Source organism: Flagellimonas abyssi, from assembly GCF_019457905.1.
Classification (GTDB): Bacteria; Bacteroidota; Bacteroidia; order Flavobacteriales; family Flavobacteriaceae; genus Flagellimonas; species Flagellimonas abyssi.
In genome coordinates, this window is the sequence record NZ_JAHZSV010000055.1 from 1 (window position 1) to 18,698 (window position 18,698).

Sequence of the window (18,698 nt, forward strand, 5' to 3'; positions counted from 1 at the left end):
ACCACCGCAACACCATACGTGATAAACAGTACGTTTTCCGAGGCCCAGGACCTTGAGGATGTCATATCAATCAACCCCAGTGCAGGAGGAAATGCGATAACCAACTTGCTAAACCCCACCGACCCACAGGACGCTGCAACAAAAGACTATGTTGATGGAATTAATGTTAGCGCTGGTGATGGAATTACTGTTACTCCCTCCGGACAAGAATTCAATGTCGCAGTGAGCAACCCTATTGTTGCCTTAGGCAAAATAAATAGTGATGGCTCAAGTGATTCAGGAAAACTAATTGGTGCGTTAATAAACTATGATCCATTGTCACCAGGAGAGTATGAGGTTGTTTTTGATTCACCTAGGCCAATTGGGGACGATAATTATATTGTTCAACTCACACTAATAAATGTTCCTGGTCCAGGTTTCTCAATTGAAGTTAGTGGAACTTCAAATACTGGTTTTACTGTACTCACTTCTCAACTTTCAATAGTATCAGGAAATTTAAATTCATCGCCCACAGATGCAGATTGGTATTTTACAGTAACAAATTTGTAGCTTTTTGAAACCCCTCCTCCTCATAGCGTTTTTGTTTTCGGTAAGCGTTGTCTTGGCCCAAGAAGGGCTGTACAATAGTGGCAATTTTACCGTGCACAACGATGCCCAAGTGGGCCTGCACACCAATTTGATCAACGATGCCAACTTTGACCAAACCACCGGGCTGGTCGGTTTTTACGGCAACCGTCCCATAACGGTCACGGGAAGCATACCACCCACTTTTTGGGATACGGAGATCTTGATGGACAACAATGTGTTTTTGGACATCCCGCTGATGGTGAGGAACAACGTTAATTTTATACTGGGCGATTTTTTAACGCCAACCACCACGCCAACAGTCAACCTAAACTTTATGGAGGACGGTTTTTTTAGCGGGGAGAGCGACGCTTCAAAAGTCGTCGGCTTTGCCGAGGTGAACAACCGCAACGTGTTCTCCTTCCCGGTAGGCGATGCGGAACAGCTCCGTCCGTTGACGTTCAATGCCCAGGGTACGGTACCACAGGCCATTTGCGCCTATTTTTTTGAAAACCCTTCTGCCCCCACTTCCCTTTCACAAACTTTTGATGTGGAAGAAAAAGTAAACAATATTGGTACGGTGACCGATAGGGAATTCTGGGTACTACAGGGCAACGTGCCCGTTCAGGTCACCATTTCGTGGAACACGCGCAGCAGCCTGATCACCATTCCGAACGCCACGGTGGAATCCATAATCGTAGTGGGCTGGAACAAATCGTCCAACCAATGGGTGGTTATCGGGAACACTGCCTATAGTGGCGATATCACCAATGGTTTTGTGACCTCGGAAACCTTTGTGCCCAACGATTATGCAGCTATTACCTTTGGTACGGTTCCGCTTCCGACAGATACTTTTGCTGTGAACAATCCCACCTTGGGCAATTATTTTTTGAGCCCGAACGGCGATGGCATCAACGACTTTTTGGTCATCGATGGCATGGAGGAATCGCCGAACAACAGTTTGCGCATTTTTAACCGCTACGGACAAAAGGTTTTTGAAAGAATCAACTATACCAACGAGTTCAGGGGCGTAGCAAATACTGGCAGCATGGTTCCCAATCCAGCCAACGGCCTTCCGGAAGGCGTCTATTTTTATCTGGTGACCTTGGACGACCTTGGACTGGAATATAACGGCTTCCTATTTTTAGATAAGTAAAAAATCAGTCTTTCCCTCCAGAATTTTTCAAAAGCAGGAATTAAAAATACTTCTTAACTTGGGGCAAAATTTGTTTCATGAAAAGAAGGAGCTTTTTAAAAAATACTGCGGCATCCGGCATGGCCTGTGCCCTTCCACCTATATTTCCCTATTTCGCCGAACCCAAATACTCGACCGAGGAGCTCATGGGCAAAGCGGACGTACAACTTTTTGGAGAAGGCATCAATTTACGGGAAGAGGCCTACAACTCCTTTTTGGAAATGAAAAAAGCGGCCTATTCTGCTGGTTTTGATATTAAAATGGTGTCCAGTTTTCGCGATTATTACCATCAACAACGCATTTGGGAACGCAAATACCTGAACTATACAGAGGATTTAGGGATGTCCCCGTTCGATGCCATTGAAAAAATCATAGAATATTCCACGATTCCCGGAACCAGCAGGCACCATTGGGGCACGGACATCGATATTATAGACGGATTCCCAAAAGCATCGGGAGACGTACTTGTGCCTGAAAAATTTGAAGCGGGCGGCCCTTACGAAGGTTTCAAACTTTGGTTGGACGATAACTCGACCAAATACGGATTCTATCTGGTCTACACCAACAACCCGAGAAGAAGGGGCTTCAAATACGAACCTTGGCATTACAGTTATGCCCCCATTTCCATTCCCATGCTAACGGCCTATAGAAAACTCAATATCCTCAAGTTGTTGCAGGAAGAGAGTTTCTTGGGCAGCGAACACTTTACGGCAGGGTTCATAAAAACCTATATTCAGGACAATATTTTGGACATCAACCCGGTATTGCTATAAGCGTTTTTTCGTATCTTCAACTGACTATAACGCTATACCATGAGAAGAGGAAGTTGGAGGATACGTATCCTTATCGGTTTGGCCATTGTTGCCTTCGCATTCATCCGCCGATGCAGCAACCAAGAGGAAAACCCGTACACCGGGCGAACCCAGAACATTGACATGACCGCAGAGCAGGAAATTGCCATTGGGTTGCAGAGCGCTCCCGAAATGGCACAACAGCACGGTGGCCTCTATCCGGATGAACGTCTTCAAAATTTAGTGGACAGGGTGGGCAACAAACTCGTCCAAAACAGTGTGGCCAGCGAGACTCCTTATCGCTATGAGTTCCATCTGTTGGCGGACGACCGTACCATTAATGCCTTTGCCTTGCCGGGCGGGCAAATATTTATCACCTACGCCCTGTTCTCCCAGCTCAACGAAGCACAATTGGCCGGTGTACTGGGGCACGAAATAGGTCATGTTATCGGCAGGCACTCCGCCGAGCGTATTGCCGAGAGCAGTTTTTGGCAAACTTTGGCCACCGGGGCATCGGTAGGTGGCGACATGGGCAATGTAGTTGCAGGTATCGGCCAAAACACCCTTTTGACCAATGGTAGGGGCGACGAACTGGAGAGCGATGATCTTGGCGTATGGTTCATGATCGAATCCGGTTACGACCCAAACGAGATGATAGAGGTGATGAAAATACTAAAGGCGGCCGCAGGGCCCAACCGGGTTCCCGAATTCCAGAGCACACACCCCGACCCCGAGAACAGGATCGAAAAAATCAAGGAATCCATCGATAAATATTCAGGTCGATAGAATTGGCGGTTCATCGATTAAAAAAGTGCTTTGTCTTTAATTCCGTATCTTTGAATGAACCCGAATCCTACCTACGTTCTCTTAATCTTTTATGCTATAAAAAGAGAGAACATATGGGAACACTATTACACTTTAAAGATCTCTATTTAGAGGCATTTGACGATTGCAAACCTAGCTTTGTGGTATTCTTTTTGAAGGGATACTCTATATTTTGTGCGGCCATGTTTTTATTGGCTGTATATGCATTTTTATACAGAGCTTTTACTGGCTTTGAGTTCTAAGCCGCGAGACACACTCTTTTGCAAGGACACTAAAATTTGTGAAATGAAAAAAAGGCCCCAACAAATTGTTGGGGCCTTTTTGTTAGACGAATAAACTCCTTTTCTATTTTTTCATAGCAGCTTCCAACACGGCTTGTGCCTCTGTTGCGTTGGACAATTCCGCATACTTGATGGCAGTCATGCCGCCATCACAGCGTTTTTTTAGGTCAGCACCATTTTCGATAAGTAATTTTAAAACTTCAACTTTGTTGTAACGGGCCGCATAATGGATAGGAGCTTTCCCCAAAGATTTTTGGTTGACATCCTCGCCAAGTTCAATCAATTTTTTAACGGTGTCTACATCGCCCTGCATTACCGCCTTGCAAAAACTGCTGAGCTCGTCCGGGCTTACCAGTTCAATAGAGGTTCCAAAATCGTTTGTTTTGAATTCGTTGGCAGAAACGCCGCTTAGGGCCAACATGGAAAATGCAGCCACTGTGAAAATTGTTTTTTTCATGATGATTGTTTTTGATTAATGAATTTACTTGTTATAAAAATAGACTCCCCAGAACAGAGGATGTTACACGATTAACAGTTAAATAACTTATTTTTAACAACTCCTCAATTTTAACATAAAATAATTAACAACTTCATAATTAGAATTTTAACAAAAAGCTAGGGCATCCAAGGAGAACATTTTATTTTTGTGATACAATATGTTACTATGAACAAAAAGGTTATTCTTATGATTTTGGATGGCTGGGGAAAATCCCCAGACCCAAAAGTTTCGGCCATTGAAAAAGCCAACACACCATTCATTGATTCACTCTATACCAAATATCCTGATGCCGACCTGCACACCGACGGAATGAACGTTGGTCTGCCCGAAGGACAGATGGGGAACAGTGAGGTAGGGCACATGAACCTTGGTGCGGGAAGAATCGTTTACCAGGACTTGGCCAAAATCAACAAAGCCGTAAAAGAAGACACCTTAAAGAACGAGATAGTACTCAAAGAAGCCTTTGACTACGCCAAGGCCAACAACAAACCGGTGCACTTTTTGGGTTTGGTGAGCGATGGTGGCGTACATAGCCATATCGATCACCTAAAAGCACTCATAAAAGCCGCCGACGAAAATGGTGTGGAAAAATCCTTTGTGCATGCATTTACCGACGGGCGTGATGTGGACCCCAAAAGCGGAAAGGGCTTTTTGGTAGACCTTGATAATTATTGCGCAGACAAAAAGACAAAGTTGGCTACCGTAATCGGAAGATACTACGCCATGGACCGCGACAAACGTTGGGAACGTGTTAAAATGGCCTACGATGTTCTTGTTAATTCCGATGGTGAAAAAACTCAGGACATTGGCGATGCCATGCAAAAAAGTTATGATGAAGGCGTTACCGACGAGTTCATCAAACCTTTGGTTATGACCGATGCCACCAATACACCTTTAGCAAAAGTGCAAGATGGTGACGTGATCATCTTCTTCAATTTCAGGACCGACCGTGGCCGTGAGCTCACACAAGCCTTGAGCCAGCAGGATTTCCATGAGCAGAACATGCACAAACTGAACCTGTATTATGTTACCATGACGAATTATGATGAATCCTTCAACGGAATCAAAATCATATTCAACAAAGAAAATATAAAGGAAACCCTTGGTGAGACCCTTGCCAAAAATGGTAAAAAACAGATACGTATCGCCGAGACGGAAAAATATCCGCACGTTACCTTCTTCTTCAACGGGGGACGCGAGGAACCATTTGATGGCGAAGAACGCATACTCTGCCCTTCCCCGAAAGTGGCAACTTATGACCTTCAACCGGAAATGAGCGCATACGATATCCGTGATGCCATTATTCCCGAGCTGAAAAAAGGGGAGGCCGATTTTGTCTGCCTCAACTTTGCCAATCCGGATATGGTCGGTCACACCGGTGTCATGGAAGCAGCCATTAAGGCTTGTGAAACCGTTGACCAATGCGCCAAGGACGTGATTACGGCCGGTTTGGAGAACGGCTATTCCACTATCGTAATTGCCGATCACGGAAACTGCGACACCATGATCAATCCAGATGGTAGCCCCAACACGGCACACACCACCAACCCAGTGCCACTTATTTTGGTGGACAGCGATATCAAAGAGGTAAAAAGCGGTGTTTTGGGAGATATTGCCCCGACCATTCTTAAAATGATCGGTGTACCACAACCCGAATTGATGACTCAAAAACCATTGGTTTAAGCAAAGATTCTTTAAAATCCATAGAATCAATTTATCTTTGCGGCTATGATTCAAGTAAAGACAGCAGAGGAAATTGAGTTGATGCGCGAAAGCGCTTTGGTGGTATCCAGAACATTGGGCATGTTGGCCAAGGAAATCAAGCCTGGGGCCAATCCGCTAAAGTTGGATAAAATGGCGGAGGAATTTATCCGTGAACAAGGAGCCGTACCCGGCTTTTTGGGTATGTACGATTTTCCTAACACCCTAAACTGGAGCCCAAACGCACAAGTGGTGCACGGCATACCCGGCAACGAAGCTTTGAAAGACGGTGATATTGTTTCCGTGGATTGCGGGGCCGTTAAAAATGGGTTCCATGGTGACCACGCTTATACTTTTGAAGTTGGAGAGGTAGCCGAAGAAACCAAAAAATTGCTCAAGGTCACCAAAGAATCACTTTATTTAGGAATTAGAGAGTTCACACTGGGCAACCGTGTGGGCGATGTGGCCTATGCCATCCAAAAATATACCGAGGACCATGGCTACGGCGTTGTCCGCGAATTGGTAGGGCATGGTTTGGGCCGTGAACTACATGAAGACCCTCAAATGCCCAATTATGGGAAAAGAGGGCGTGGCAAAAAATTTGTAAATGGAACCGTTGTGGCCATTGAGCCTATGATCAACATGGGCACCAGGCGAATAAAGCAACTCAAGGATGGTTGGACGATACTTACCGCCGATGGGAAGCCGAGCGCCCATTTTGAGCACGATGTGGCCCTTGTTGATGGTAAACCTGAACTCCTATCCACGTTTCAATATATTTACGAGGCGTTGGGCATTACCAGTGATGAAGAGGATGAGTTCCGAAGCAAAAAGTTGGTGCTTTAGTGTAAGTATTTTTTATATTGGCACGAATTTCACCAATTACTCAAATAAATGTCCCAAATCATTTATAAAAATGAGTCCTACTTCATCATTGGCCTATGCATGGATATCCATAACGAACTTGGTAAAGGATTCAGTGAAGCAGTCTATGGAGAAGCATTGGAATTGGAACTGAAGTCCAACGGTGTTCCATATCAAAAAGAAGCTAAATTCAATATCACCTATAAAAGCAACGTCTTGAAACACCACTATTTCGCTGACTTTTTAGTAGACGACAAAATAATATTGGAGCTCAAAGCAGTAGAAAAAATAAATAGTGGCCATGTAAAACAGACCTTGAACTATCTCGCAGCTTCTAAAATGAAGTTGGGGCTAATTGTAAATTTTGGTGAGGATAGCTTATCCTACAAAAGAGTAATACTATAAATCAATTGGTGAAAATCCGTGTGATTCGTGTCAAAAATTTTTAAATACTTCCTCAACCTAATTCCTAGGCCTTTACTTATCCGATTAAGCTATTGGGTACGTCCATTGATTGCCCTTTCCCTAAAGGGAAATAAATTCACCGACCCAATTGATGGCAAATCTTTCAAGAAATTTTTACCCTATGGGTATGAGAGCCCCAGGGAGAACGTACTCTCTCCTTCTACCCTATCGTTGGAGCGGCACCGCTTATTGTGGCTATATTTAAAAAATGAAGCAGAATTTTTCAACGCGCCATTAAAATTGCTCCACTTTGCGCCTGAACAGGCATTTTACAACCGGTTCAAAAAGTTGGACAATCTAGATTACACCACTACCGACCTCAATTCACCTTTGGCGGATGTAAAGGCGGATATCTGCAACCTACCCTTTTCCGATAATTCCTTTGATGTCATCTTATGCAACCATGTTTTGGAACATATCCCCGATGACACCAAGGCCATGCAAGAACTCTACCGTGTACTAAAACCGGGAGGATGGGGCATCTTTCAAATTCCACAAGACCTGAAAAGGGAAAAGACCTTTGAAGACGACACGATTACCGACAAAAAGGAGCGTGCCCGTATTTTTGGTCAGTACGACCATGTCCGCATTTATGGCAGGGACTATTTTAATAAGCTCCGCAGCATTGGTTTTACAGTGGAAGAAGTGGATTACACCAGCAAACTTACAAAGGAGGAAGTTGAAAAATACCGCTTGGCAAAAGGCGAAATTATTCCACTGGTCAGGAAATAATCATTTTTTGACCAACTTCTCGAAACCTGGAGTAAAAAATTCCTTTGTCACCCCGTTTTCATCCAAATAGATGATGTACGCTTCCAGCTCATCATGATTCGCAAGTATTTCTTTGGACTCCTCCAGATCCATCGCCATAAAGGTTGTTGCATAAGCATCGGCCACGGCACAGGTTTTTGCCACCACACTTGTGGCCAGCACATTGGAATTTTTGGTGTATCCTGTTTTTGGGTTAATGGTATGCACGTACTTCTCGCCAGTCTCAGGGTCTACCCGAAACTTTCTGTAGTTGCCCGAGGAAGCCATGGCCATATCCTCCAGCGATACAATTTGTTTCAATTCACGGCCTGTTTCTACCTGAGGGTCATCAATACCGACCGTCCATTGTTTTCCTGAATCCAGATTAGTGCCCTTCGCGAGCACTTCGCCTCCTACTTCAACGAGGTAATTCTCGATACCTTTAGTATCCAACATGGCCCCCAGTCTATCTATTGCATAACCTTTAGCCACCGCGTTAAAATCAAAACGGATTGATGGATGCGCCTTGCTTATGGTATTATCGGAATTGAATTTTACTTTTTCCCAACCTACATACCCTAACAAACTATCTACGCGAAGGCTGTCAAGCTGTATCTGCTCACCCGGACCAAATCCCCAAGCATTGGCCAAAACACCGATAGTAGGGTCAAAATAACCGTTTGAAGCCTTGTGTACGTCGCTAGAAACATCAAACACCTCTTTGAACATATCATCCACAACTACGGTGGAGTCACCTTCATTGATCTTGGAAATATCAGAAGAAGGGATGTAGGTGGACATGGACTGATTGAGCACCTGAAAAACAGAATCTATCTCCTGTTGATAGTCCAACTCCTTATCGGCAATGTAAATAATGGAATAGGTAGTGCCCAGGGCATTGCCCCAAGCCTGGTTCTTTACCTGCCCTTTCTTCTGTGTGCAGCCAAACAACAATACAACCAATCCCAATAAGAGTACAATTCTTCTCATCTATATCTCTATTAATCCTTGATAGTCCACTACATATTCTTCATCCAAAAACAACGGTTCCATCCGGTCCGATGCGTTGGAGAGTCCAACCCCTGCGAAATAAGTCCGGGCCTCGAATTTCTCGGCATGGTCCTTAACGGTGCGCATTAATTCTTCATCATATTCTCTCGGATTGAGGGGAAATTCCACATTGCGCACTACAATAAAATGCAGCACTTTTTCTTTAAGACACACATACTGCGGGTTCTTTTTGAGCTTACTGTTGATGGCCATAAACTCAAAACCATCCGCTTCCAGCTCCCGACCCACTATGTTCATGGCCAAGTTGTGCAATTCCTGTTCTGTTAGTTCTCTTCCCATAGGCAACAAAAAAACCGATGCTTGAGCATCGGTTTGGTTTTATAAATTCCTCTCGACAATGCTCGAGGTGATTATATGTTCTGGATTATCCTCCAAAGTCATCGAACCTTATGTTCTCATCTGGAATACCAAAGTCCTCGCCCATTTTCTGAACAGCTTTGTTCATCAATGGCGGACCACAGAAGTATAGTTCTATATCTTCAGGAGTTTCGTGATGGTTCAAGTAGTTATCGATAACACAGTTGTGAATAAACCCAACAAAACCATCTCCTTCAGCATCAATATTCTCTTTAACCTTCCAGTTATCTTCTTCCATTGGTTCTGAAAGTGCCATATAGAATTTGAAGTTAGGGAAATCCTTTTCCAATTGCTTGAAATGATCAATATAGAACAATTCTCTTTTGGAACGACCTCCATACCAATACGTAACTTTTCTATTGGTCTTTAATGTTTTGAACAAGTGGTACAAGTGAGAACGCATTGGCGCCATACCGGCACCACCTCCTACGTAAAGCATTTCTGCTTCGGACTCGTTAATAAAGAATTCACCGAACGGCCCGGAAATGGTTACGGGATCACCTTCCTTCAAACTAAAGATATATGAAGAGGCAATACCTGGATTCACATCCATCCATCCATTTTTGTTACGATCCCAAGGCGGGGTAGCAATACGAACGTTCAGCATAATCTCTCTTCCTTCTGCTGGGTAAGAGGCCATGGAATAGGCTCTTTCGACAGTTTCAGGATTCTTCATTACCAATGGCCATAGGTTGAACTTATCCCACTCCGCTTGAAACTTGTCCGGTGTCTCATGCTCTTCTGGGTGAGCGGTAATGTCTATATCCGAATATTTTACTTCGCAAGGCGGAATCTCAATCTGGATATAGCCACCCGCCTTATAGTTCATGTCTTCTGGAATCTCTACCACAAACTCCTTGATAAAAGAGGCCACGTTATAGTTACGAACCACTTTGGCATCCCACTTTTTGATACCAAACACCTCTTCTGGAATAGTGATGTTCATGTCCTGCTTTACCTTAACCTGACAGGCCAAACGGGCACCCTCGCTCAATTCCTTTTTAGAAAAGTGCGGTGTTTCTGTTGGCAAGGCCTCTCCTCCACCGGAAAGTACATGGCATTCACATTGGATACAGGTTCCACCTCCTCCACATGCGGATGGCAAGAATATTTTTTGGTTACCCAAGGTTGACAACAAAGACCCTCCTGAACCAACTTCCAATTCTTTTTCACCATTAATGGTGATCGTAACTGGTCCTGATGGAGATAGCTTTTCTTTGGTAAACAGCAAAAGTGCTACCAAAATCAACAACAAAACAAGAAACGCTACTACGGTAATTAGAATAGTACCTCCGGTACTTGCGGCTAATATCATCTTCTATTTGTTTATGGCTTCGTTATAAGAGATTGCTTTTTCTTTATCTTCAATCTCTTTTTTGATTTCTTTATCTTCCTTGGTTTCCACGGTAGTGGTCTGGTTTTCCTCTGGTGGCTCGTTATCACCCGTAAGCATACCCCCAAAACTTTGGAAACCAATACCCATTAAACCTGTGATTATAAAAGTGATTCCCAAACCGCGCAATGGGGCCGGTACATTGGAATACCTGATTTTTTCCCTAATCGCCGCAATGGCCAAAATAGCCAAGAACCATCCAATACCGGAACTGATTCCATAATTCAACGCCAAACCTATATTTGGTATTTCCCTCGCCTGCATAAAAAGCGAACCTCCCAAAATGGCACAGTTAACAGCTATCAAGGGCAAGAAAATACCCAAAGAGTTATATAGAGAAGGTGAAAATTTCTCCACCACTATCTCAACTAATTGAACCATTGTTGCAATGGTCGCAATAAATAGGATAAAGGATAAAAAACCTAGGTCATAATCCGCATATTCCGGCCCTAACCAAACCAATGCCCCCTCCTGAAGAAGGTATTGATCCAAAAGCCAGTTCAACGGAACCGTTACACCCAAAACAAATATTACTGCAGCTCCCAAACCAACAGCTGTGGAAACTTTCTTGGATACAGCCAAATAGGAACACATTCCCAAAAAGACCGCAAACACCATATTGTCTACGAAGATTGATCTAAAAAATAATTCTAAATGCTCTAACATGCTTCCTCAGTTTATGCTTCTTCAATTAATGCTCTGTTTCGAGAACGTTGTACCCAGATAATGATTCCAACCACAATCAATGCTGCTGGAGGAATGATCATAAAACCGTTGTTCTCATAGCCGATGGAATACAGTCCTGTTTTGGCGATCGGATCGCCCAACACCTTCATTCCGAAAAGTGTTCCGGAACCCAATAGTTCCCTAAAGAAACCAACTATTACCAAAATTACACCATAACCCAAGGCATTACCAATACCATCCAAGAAAGATTTCCAAGGACCGTTACCCAAAGCAAAAGCTTCAAAACGCCCCATGATGATACAGTTGGTAATGATCAGACCAATAAATACCGATAAGGTTTTACTGAGGTCATAGGCAAAAGCTTTCAGTACTTGATCCACGATAATTACCAAAGCGGCAACTACCACCAATTGTACGATAATTCTAATTTTTGCAGGTATGATGTTCCTCAATAATGATATAACAACGTTACCCACGCCAAGTACGAACAATACCGATATCGCCATCACTACGGAAGCTTTGAGCTCCGCGGTAATCGCTAGCGCTGAACAGATACCCAATACCTGGATGGTAATAGGGTTGTTGTCCGCCAACGGATCTTTTATAAGATTTGCATCTTTTTTTGATAGTAGCGCCATATTAATTGGTTCTAAGAGTTTGTAAATAAGGTTTGTACAGCTTTAGGCTTTCCTTTATCATAGCGGTAACACCGTTACCGGTAATGGTGGCTCCTGCCAAAGCATCTACTTGATTATCATCTTTGTCGTTGTTCAACGGGTCGTTGTTACCTTTCGCTACAGCTATACCTTCATAGGTGTTGCCATCCATAATGGATTCTCCTTTGAAGTCATCCATAAAAAAGCGTTGGTTGATGTTGGCCCCGAGACCAGGGGTTTCTCCAGCGTGATCGAAGAACACACCTTTGACCACCATATTATTGTCGACCGAAATATATCCCCAGATAGCATCCCAAAGACCTTTTCCGTACATTGGAATGATATAATACTTTTCTCCATCCTTCTCGCCTACAAGCAACGGAAGTTCTCCTTCTTCACCATTTTTGACCTTGACCAATTCTTTCTGAACTTCTATAAGGTATGCATTCTCCTTTTCGGAAGCTTCAGTACCGTTCACGACCAATTGCTGCGTAATGTATTTGGAGAATGCCTCTTCCACCTCGGTGGTTGGTACAAAGCTCACATCGCTATCGCCTTCATTATCATTAACACCCATTGCGTAGAGAATGTTCTGTTGCTTCTCAAATCGCTGGTTTTCGGTAATCATAGGCTTTAGGCCAGATGCGACAAATGCCAATAGCGAACCCACAACAACAACCATTAAGACTGCGAATACTACAGTGTAGCTATTTTTTTCTGTATTGATTGCCATAATTAAGCTGTTTCCGTTTTTAGTGTATCTACCTCATCTGAAGATTTTGGATAGATGGTTGCTGTCTTAAATCGTTTCAATCTCTTTTTGATGTTGCCCTTTACTACATAATGGTCGATGGTAGGCGCAAATACGTTCATCAACAAGATGGCCAAGAACACACCTTCCGGATACCCCGGATTGAAGACCCTGATCATTACCGAAAGGAATCCAATAAAGAATCCATAGTACCATTTACCCTTATTGGTCTGCGAACCTGTTACAGGGTCAGTGGCCATAAACACAATACCAAAGGCTAAACCTCCCACCAACAAATGCTGCCAGTAAGGGAAACTCATCAACGTATAAAATTTACTGTATTCGGGCAACCATCCGGCATCTACGATACCATTGAAGATAAGTCCCATAACTAAAGCCCCCACTACGGCACTTACCATAATTCTCCAAGAAGCTATTTTCGTAAAAATCAAGAAAAGTGCTCCCAAAAGAATCAATAAGGTTGATGTTTCGCCGACCGAACCGGGAATAAATCCGTAGAACATATCGGACAACGAATAGGCGTAGTCAGAGCCCTGTGCCAAGGAACCTAGAACGGTTTCACCAGAAATGGCATCCGCTGTCCCAGCTCTCTCAACTCCTTCATGCACCCAAACCTTGTCACCACTCATCCAAGTTGGATAGGCAAAGAACAAGAAGGCACGAATGGTCAGTGCCGGGTTCAATATATTCATTCCGGTACCCCCGAAAACTTCTTTTCCAATAACAACACCAAAGGCGACGGCAATGGCCAACATCCAAAGAGGCGTATCTACAGGTATAATCAATGGAACCAACATCCCGGTTACCAAGTATCCTTCCTCTACTTCATGGCCCTTGATCACAGCGAACAAGAATTCAATCGCCAAACCAACTCCGTAGGACACAATAACCAATGGCAAAACGGTAGTAACACCGACCCAGAAGTTATCCCATGTCAAAAAGTGGTCAAAAAGAGAAAAGCTCTCCGGAAAACCATTAATTGCTGAGTAATGTTGATATCCCGCATTGAACATTCCGAACAACAAACATGGCACCAAAGCCATGATCACCGTGTTCATGGTACGTTTCAAATCATCGGCAGCTCGAACGTGTGCCCCTGAATGGGTGGTTTCGTTCGGCATATAAAGAAAAGTATGCAGTGCATTGAAGGCCGGGGCCATTTTTTTGCCCTGATACTTTAGTTTTAACTGGTGTAATTTTTCTTTCATGCCCATATTATCCAAGTTCTTTTTGCAACAAATCCAATCCTTCCCTGATTATTTGTTGGTGTGGTTGTTTTGATATGCATATGAATTCCGTCAAGGAAAAATCTTCCGGAGCCACTTCGTAAAGTCCCAATTGCTCCATTTCGTCCAAATCCTTTACCATACAGGCCTTCAACAATTGAAGCGGGTATATATCCAGAGGAAAGACCTCTTCATATCTACCTGTTACCACGAAAGCCCTATGCTCACCGTTGGTATTGGTGTCCAGATCATATTTTTTGTTTGGCTGCAACCATGAGAAGGTCAATGCCCTGGTAGATGAAATCTTATTAAATACAGGCTTGTTCCAACCAAAAAACTCGTAATCGTCTCCTTCGGGAATAGCCGTCACAGTATTATTGTAGAATCCAAGGTAGCCCTCTGTATTTGTTTTGGAACCCGTGAGGACATCTCCGTTTATCAACCTAAACCGATCTTCATTGACACCACTCGCATAAAGGAAAGTGGAGATTTCAGCTCCGATTTTTGTCTTGTAATACTTAGGTTGCTTTACAGCAGAACCGGCCAATGCCACGATTCGCTCCGCATTGAACTTACCTGTCAAAAGCAGTTCTCCCAACATTACCATATCCTGCGGAGATAGCGTCCACACCACCTCACCTTTGTTTACAGGATCGATCCTATTGATTTGCGTACCTACCAAACCAGCTGGGTGAGGACCAGATATCTTATGAAGCTCTATCCCTTTAATATTATTGAACGGGGATCTGTTGGATTTCCCAACGGTTACGTGTATTTTTCCTGGGGTCATTTTGCTCAATGCCAATACCGCCGCTTGAATTTCTTGCTCCTTATCCTGAAGCACAAAATCAGGATTTGCCGACAATGGTGCAGTTGCGTATCCAGAAACGAATATTGCTTTTGGAGTGGCACTGGGATCAGCGATCACATCGTAAGGTCTTTGCTTAATAAAAGGCCATCCCCCACATTGCAACAGGTAAGATTTAATGGCATCGCCATCTGCCGTATCCAAATCTGGCACCTTATTGATTACGTAATCTTGTTCTTTATCAGCAAGAATTTTTAGCGTTAAGATTCGCCTCCTTGCTCCCCTAACAATTTCCACAAGCTCTCCGCTTACCGGGGATACGAAGTGCATTTCTTCGTTGTTCTTGTTATAAAAGAGGGGTTCGCCCGCTTTTATCTCTTCCCCTTGTTTTATCAACATTTTTGGAGTGATTCCGTGGAAATCATCTAGGTTCAGGGCGTAAACGTTACTTGTAACGGCTTTGGAAATAGTCTGCTCTGCCGCCCCGACGAGGTTGATGTTCAACCCCTTTTTAATCCGGATGTCTTTAGACATATTATTGTAGACCTTTTGTTATCAAAATCGAACGCAAAAATAGTACTAAAAGGATTGTTTTCATAATAATTAACCATAAAATTGGGATTATGACGAGCTTACTTCCCTTGGCTTACTTTTTGCTTACCTTTACTTAAAATTATGCCCTTGATACGATTTGCCTACATTCTTTTTCTGATGGGTCTGGTAATCCCCTCGGTTTCCGGACAAGTTTTGGAAGAAGTAAATCCCCCGGAAAATATAAAATCGGTGATTTTTAAAGGTCCCACAGAAGACCAGTTTCCCGTAATACAACTTGGAGAATCAATGACTTTGGAGTTCGATGACCTGTTGGCCAACGAACAAGATTACTATTACAAAATTGTTCATTGTGATTACGATTGGACCCCTTCTCAATTACTCAAATCGCAATATCTTTCCGGTGCGGACAACCAACGGATAATCGACTACGAGAACAGCTACACCACCCTTCAACCCTACTCCAATTACCGCCTTTCCATCCCCAACGAGAACGTTCGATTGACGGTCAGCGGCAATTTTGTACTGGAAATCTACAATAGCTACGGCGACCTTCAATTTTCCAGAAGGTTTGTGGTTTACCGGAATGCAGTCTCCGTTACAGGCACCGTAAAGCGATCCAGGGATTTTAACTTTATCAACACCAAACAAGTAGTACAGTTCAATATCAACACTGCCGGCTTCAATGTGGTAAATCCCAAAAAAGAGGTCAAGGTCGCCATCATACAGAACCACCAGTGGCCCACGGCACTTTACAACATCAAACCACAATTTACCATTGGTACGGAACTCGTGTACAAGTACAATGAGGAAACGAGTTTTTTTGGCGGCAACGAGTACCTGAACTTCGACACCAAAGACCTTCGCTCCCCAACATTTGCCATTTCAAGAATTGAGATGAGGGACGTATACCACCACTATCTTTTTACCAATGAATATCGGTTTGACCAAGAATACACCTATTTCCCGGACATTAATGGCGATTTTGTGGTAAGAACCCTCCAAGGGGAAGATGTTTCAAGAGAGGCGGAATATTCCAAGGTTCATTTTAGTTTGCCATACACCGATTTGATAGGATTGGACGATGTGTACGTTATCGGAAAGTTCAACAATTACGCATTGACCGATGAAAACAAAATGGTTTTTAACAAGGAAACCGGAAAGTTTGAATCAACCCTTTTGATGAAGCAAGGGTTTTACAATTATAAATATGTTATCCAACGGGAAGACGGGTCCATCGAACCCAATCTGGTGAGCGGCAATTTTCATTTTACTGAAAACAACTACCTTATATTGGTATATTATCGAGATTTTGGGGATATGTACGATAGTATCATAGGTATAGGCTCGGTAAACTCCCAAAATATTAGCAATTAATTATCTTTAGGCCCAAATCCTCAAAAAAGTATGGGCAAAAAAGATGGCTTGATCACCAAGGGTCGCTATGAATTAAAGTTTAGAGGCGTTGAATGCCTGAATTGCGGGCATCCATTGGACATTAGCGATAAGTACTGCCCCAATTGTTCCCAGGCTAACAGCACCAAAAAACTTACAATTAAGGATTTTATTGATGAGTTCTTTTCTGGACTGATCAATTATGATTCCAAGCTCCTTAAAACACTTTCAGCCCTATTGCTTCGACCAGGGCGCATTTCAAAAGACTACGTAAACGGAAAAAGGGTCTCTTACACGAACCCGTTTCGTTTTTTGCTGAGCTTGGCATTCCTCTATTTTTTGATGTTCACCTACAATAGCCAATTTGATACTTGGGACCAAGACGCCCAAAAATATGACGGCACCTTATTCAACGGTTCACCATTTAAGTTCAATACAGATAAAGGAGGATTTGAAATTGACAGTGTAGCCCTGAAAAAACAAACTACCAAAACGCAAAAAACCCTAGACTCCCTACAAAGGTCAAATCCAGATATTTTGACAGGTATCCACAACCTTGATTCCATCGAAAACGCCAACCCTAAGCTTTCCAAACAACTTGGTGGCTTGGACTCCTTAGGGGTTTTTATAAACGGTATTCAAGAACAAGAACAAAAAAAGGATTCTTTCATGACCAATGACCCTTCGGGTTATTTCAAAACTCTAGAAAGTGAATCGGGAACAGAAAAGTTTCTGAGCAAAACAGAATTTTTTGGACATGCAATCAAACAGGATACCTTGTTCAATTTTGAGCAGGCGAGGGCTAAATATCAAATTGAAAGCAGTCGATCCAACAAAATGGCCTTTAATATGGCCAACAGTATTTTAAAGGTGATAAGTAAACCTGGGAGCTGGGTCAACGAAACAATTTCCAAGCTCCCATTTGTCATTTTCTTCTTCATGCCAGTGTTCACCATTTTCATTTGGTTGGTGTACATCAGAAAAAATTATACCTACACCGATCATCTTATTTTTAGTTTCCACAATCAGTCCCTCTTGTTTATCTTGCTCATCCTTAGCCTTACATTGGATACCATATTCGATATAAATAGCTCGGGGATTTTTCTGTTGATTTTCGCCTTTTACCTATATAAGGCAATGCGAAAGTTCTACGGACAAGGAAGATTTAAAACTATTGTGAAATACATCTTTTTGAACACGGTATTCATGATCTTGGCCTTTTTCACGATCATAGTCACGTTTGCAGGAAGCGGTTTAACCTATTGATAGTTATGTTTACACAGGTAACCAAAGGAATAAAAGTATCGGTACGTACATCTTTTGAAGGCACATTCTTTAAGAATTATAAAGTGCATTATGCATTCGGATATACCATAACCATAGAAAACCTGAGCAAGGACACCGTACAGCTTACCGCAAGGCACTGGGACGTATTCGATGCCCTTAAGGACATGGAGACCATTGATGGAGAAGGCGTAATAGGCAGAAAACCCGTGATTAAACCCGGTAAATCGCACACCTATAGTTCGGGTTGCCTACTGGCTTCGCCCGTTGGGGCAATGCGTGGACACTACCAGATGGTGAACTTTACCAATGCCAACGAATTTGAGGTGGACATACCTACCTTTAAGTTTGCCGCACCGTTTGCCATAAACTAATTCCGTCCATTTTATATTCCTTTTAGGTTTCACTACCTTTGGTAGAATTGTTTAATTATTAAAAACATTTCTATGGGAAAAGGATTTTTTCAAGTTCCAACAGCATACAACGAGCCTGTACTGAGCTACGCTCCAGGTTCCCCCGAACGAGAAGAAGTACTAAAACAATACAAGGCGTTTTACGACAG

21 protein-coding genes are annotated in these 18,698 nt (G+C 43.1%); 12 read left to right on the top strand and 9 right to left on the bottom strand.

Annotated elements, in window-relative coordinates; translation table 11 throughout:
- The 5 genes from K1F36_RS18985 to K1F36_RS20340 all read left to right on the top strand — a co-directional run.
- A partial coding sequence (locus K1F36_RS18985; RefSeq protein WP_220115198.1) for a hypothetical protein occupies window positions 1-549 on the top strand: 549 nt, incomplete at its 5' end.
- Window positions 550-553: 4 nt separating this feature from the next.
- Window positions 554-1,720, top strand: coding sequence for a gliding motility-associated C-terminal domain-containing protein (locus tag K1F36_RS18990; protein WP_220115199.1), 1,167 nt, complete (start codon window positions 554-556; stop codon window positions 1,718-1,720).
- A gap of 77 nt (window positions 1,721-1,797) precedes the next feature.
- Window positions 1,798-2,532 (top strand): M15 family metallopeptidase, encoded by a 735-nt coding sequence (locus K1F36_RS18995; RefSeq protein ID WP_220115200.1) that lies wholly within the window; start codon window positions 1,798-1,800, stop codon window positions 2,530-2,532.
- 39 nt (window positions 2,533-2,571) lie between these two features.
- Window positions 2,572-3,336: a M48 family metalloprotease gene (locus K1F36_RS19000; protein ID WP_220115201.1), complete on the top strand. Its 765-nt coding sequence runs from the start codon at window positions 2,572-2,574 to the stop codon at window positions 3,334-3,336.
- A 113-nt stretch (window positions 3,337-3,449) separates the two neighbouring features.
- The gene (locus tag K1F36_RS20340; RefSeq protein WP_313789992.1) at window positions 3,450-3,617 is read left to right on the top strand and encodes a DUF6747 family protein; all 168 of its coding nucleotides are present in this window, start codon (window positions 3,450-3,452) and stop codon (window positions 3,615-3,617) included.
- Window positions 3,618-3,720: 103 nt separating this feature from the next.
- Here the strand turns inward: K1F36_RS20340 and K1F36_RS19005 are convergent, their stop codons facing one another.
- Window positions 3,721-4,113, bottom strand: a complete 393-nt coding sequence (locus K1F36_RS19005) for an ankyrin repeat domain-containing protein (protein WP_220115202.1) — start codon at window positions 4,111-4,113, stop codon at window positions 3,721-3,723.
- A gap of 207 nt (window positions 4,114-4,320) precedes the next feature.
- On the opposite strand from K1F36_RS19005, the gene gpmI reads away from it, so the two are divergent.
- The 4 genes from gpmI to K1F36_RS19025 are packed head-to-tail and all read left to right on the top strand — an operon-like array spanning window position 4,321 to window position 7,917.
- A complete protein-coding gene (gpmI, locus tag K1F36_RS19010; RefSeq protein ID WP_220115203.1) occupies window positions 4,321-5,838 on the top strand; it encodes a 2,3-bisphosphoglycerate-independent phosphoglycerate mutase in 1,518 nt (505 codons plus the stop codon).
- 45 nt (window positions 5,839-5,883) lie between these two features.
- The gene (gene map, locus K1F36_RS19015) at window positions 5,884-6,702 is read left to right on the top strand and encodes a type I methionyl aminopeptidase (protein WP_220115204.1); all 819 of its coding nucleotides are present in this window, start codon (window positions 5,884-5,886) and stop codon (window positions 6,700-6,702) included.
- Window positions 6,703-6,750: 48 nt separating this feature from the next.
- On the top strand, window positions 6,751-7,125 hold the full coding sequence (locus K1F36_RS19020; RefSeq protein WP_220115205.1) for a GxxExxY protein: 375 nt from the start codon (window positions 6,751-6,753) through the stop codon (window positions 7,123-7,125).
- A gap of 27 nt (window positions 7,126-7,152) precedes the next feature.
- Complete coding sequence (locus K1F36_RS19025) at window positions 7,153-7,917, top strand: class I SAM-dependent methyltransferase (RefSeq protein WP_220115206.1); 765 nt, start codon at window positions 7,153-7,155, stop codon at window positions 7,915-7,917.
- Here the strand turns inward: K1F36_RS19025 and K1F36_RS19030 are convergent, their stop codons facing one another.
- The 8 genes from K1F36_RS19030 to K1F36_RS19065 all read right to left on the bottom strand — a co-directional run bounded on the left by K1F36_RS19030 (window position 7,918) and on the right by K1F36_RS19065 (window position 15,439).
- On the bottom strand, window positions 7,918-8,925 hold the full coding sequence (locus tag K1F36_RS19030; RefSeq protein ID WP_220115207.1) for an FAD:protein FMN transferase: 1,008 nt from the start codon (window positions 8,923-8,925) through the stop codon (window positions 7,918-7,920).
- Window positions 8,926-9,285, bottom strand: coding sequence for a Na(+)-translocating NADH-quinone reductase subunit F (locus tag K1F36_RS19035; protein ID WP_220115208.1), 360 nt, complete (start codon window positions 9,283-9,285; stop codon window positions 8,926-8,928).
- Window positions 9,286-9,370: 85 nt separating this feature from the next.
- Entirely contained in the window at window positions 9,371-10,678 is a 1,308-nt protein-coding gene (gene nqrF / locus K1F36_RS19040) for an NADH:ubiquinone reductase (Na(+)-transporting) subunit F (protein WP_108247292.1), read from the bottom strand.
- A 3-nt stretch (window positions 10,679-10,681) separates the two neighbouring features.
- Window positions 10,682-11,422, bottom strand: a complete 741-nt coding sequence (gene nqrE / locus K1F36_RS19045) for an NADH:ubiquinone reductase (Na(+)-transporting) subunit E (protein ID WP_220115209.1) — start codon at window positions 11,420-11,422, stop codon at window positions 10,682-10,684.
- Window positions 11,423-11,433: 11 nt separating this feature from the next.
- The gene (locus tag K1F36_RS19050) at window positions 11,434-12,081 is read right to left on the bottom strand and encodes an NADH:ubiquinone reductase (Na(+)-transporting) subunit D (RefSeq protein WP_108247290.1); all 648 of its coding nucleotides are present in this window, start codon (window positions 12,079-12,081) and stop codon (window positions 11,434-11,436) included.
- A gap of 1 nt (window position 12,082) precedes the next feature.
- Complete coding sequence (locus K1F36_RS19055; RefSeq protein WP_220115210.1) at window positions 12,083-12,832, bottom strand: Na(+)-translocating NADH-quinone reductase subunit C; 750 nt, start codon at window positions 12,830-12,832, stop codon at window positions 12,083-12,085.
- Between the two features lie 2 nt (window positions 12,833-12,834).
- Window positions 12,835-14,085 (bottom strand): NADH:ubiquinone reductase (Na(+)-transporting) subunit B, encoded by a 1,251-nt coding sequence (locus K1F36_RS19060; RefSeq protein ID WP_220115211.1) that lies wholly within the window; start codon window positions 14,083-14,085, stop codon window positions 12,835-12,837.
- Between the two features lies 1 nt (window position 14,086).
- Window positions 14,087-15,439, bottom strand: a complete 1,353-nt coding sequence (locus K1F36_RS19065) for a Na(+)-translocating NADH-quinone reductase subunit A (protein ID WP_220115212.1) — start codon at window positions 15,437-15,439, stop codon at window positions 14,087-14,089.
- A gap of 150 nt (window positions 15,440-15,589) precedes the next feature.
- Here K1F36_RS19065 and K1F36_RS19070 point away from each other — a divergent pair, with 150 nt between their 5' ends.
- The 3 genes from K1F36_RS19070 to apaG are packed head-to-tail and all read left to right on the top strand — an operon-like array spanning window position 15,590 to window position 18,510.
- Complete coding sequence (locus tag K1F36_RS19070) at window positions 15,590-16,834, top strand: type IX secretion system plug protein (protein ID WP_446027426.1); 1,245 nt, start codon at window positions 15,590-15,592, stop codon at window positions 16,832-16,834.
- 30 nt (window positions 16,835-16,864) lie between these two features.
- Window positions 16,865-18,118, top strand: a complete 1,254-nt coding sequence (locus tag K1F36_RS19075; protein WP_220115214.1) for a DUF3667 domain-containing protein — start codon at window positions 16,865-16,867, stop codon at window positions 18,116-18,118.
- Between the two features lie 5 nt (window positions 18,119-18,123).
- Window positions 18,124-18,510: a Co2+/Mg2+ efflux protein ApaG gene (gene apaG, locus K1F36_RS19080; protein WP_108247285.1), complete on the top strand. Its 387-nt coding sequence runs from the start codon at window positions 18,124-18,126 to the stop codon at window positions 18,508-18,510.
- The last annotated feature ends 188 nt before the right edge of the window (window positions 18,511-18,698 follow it).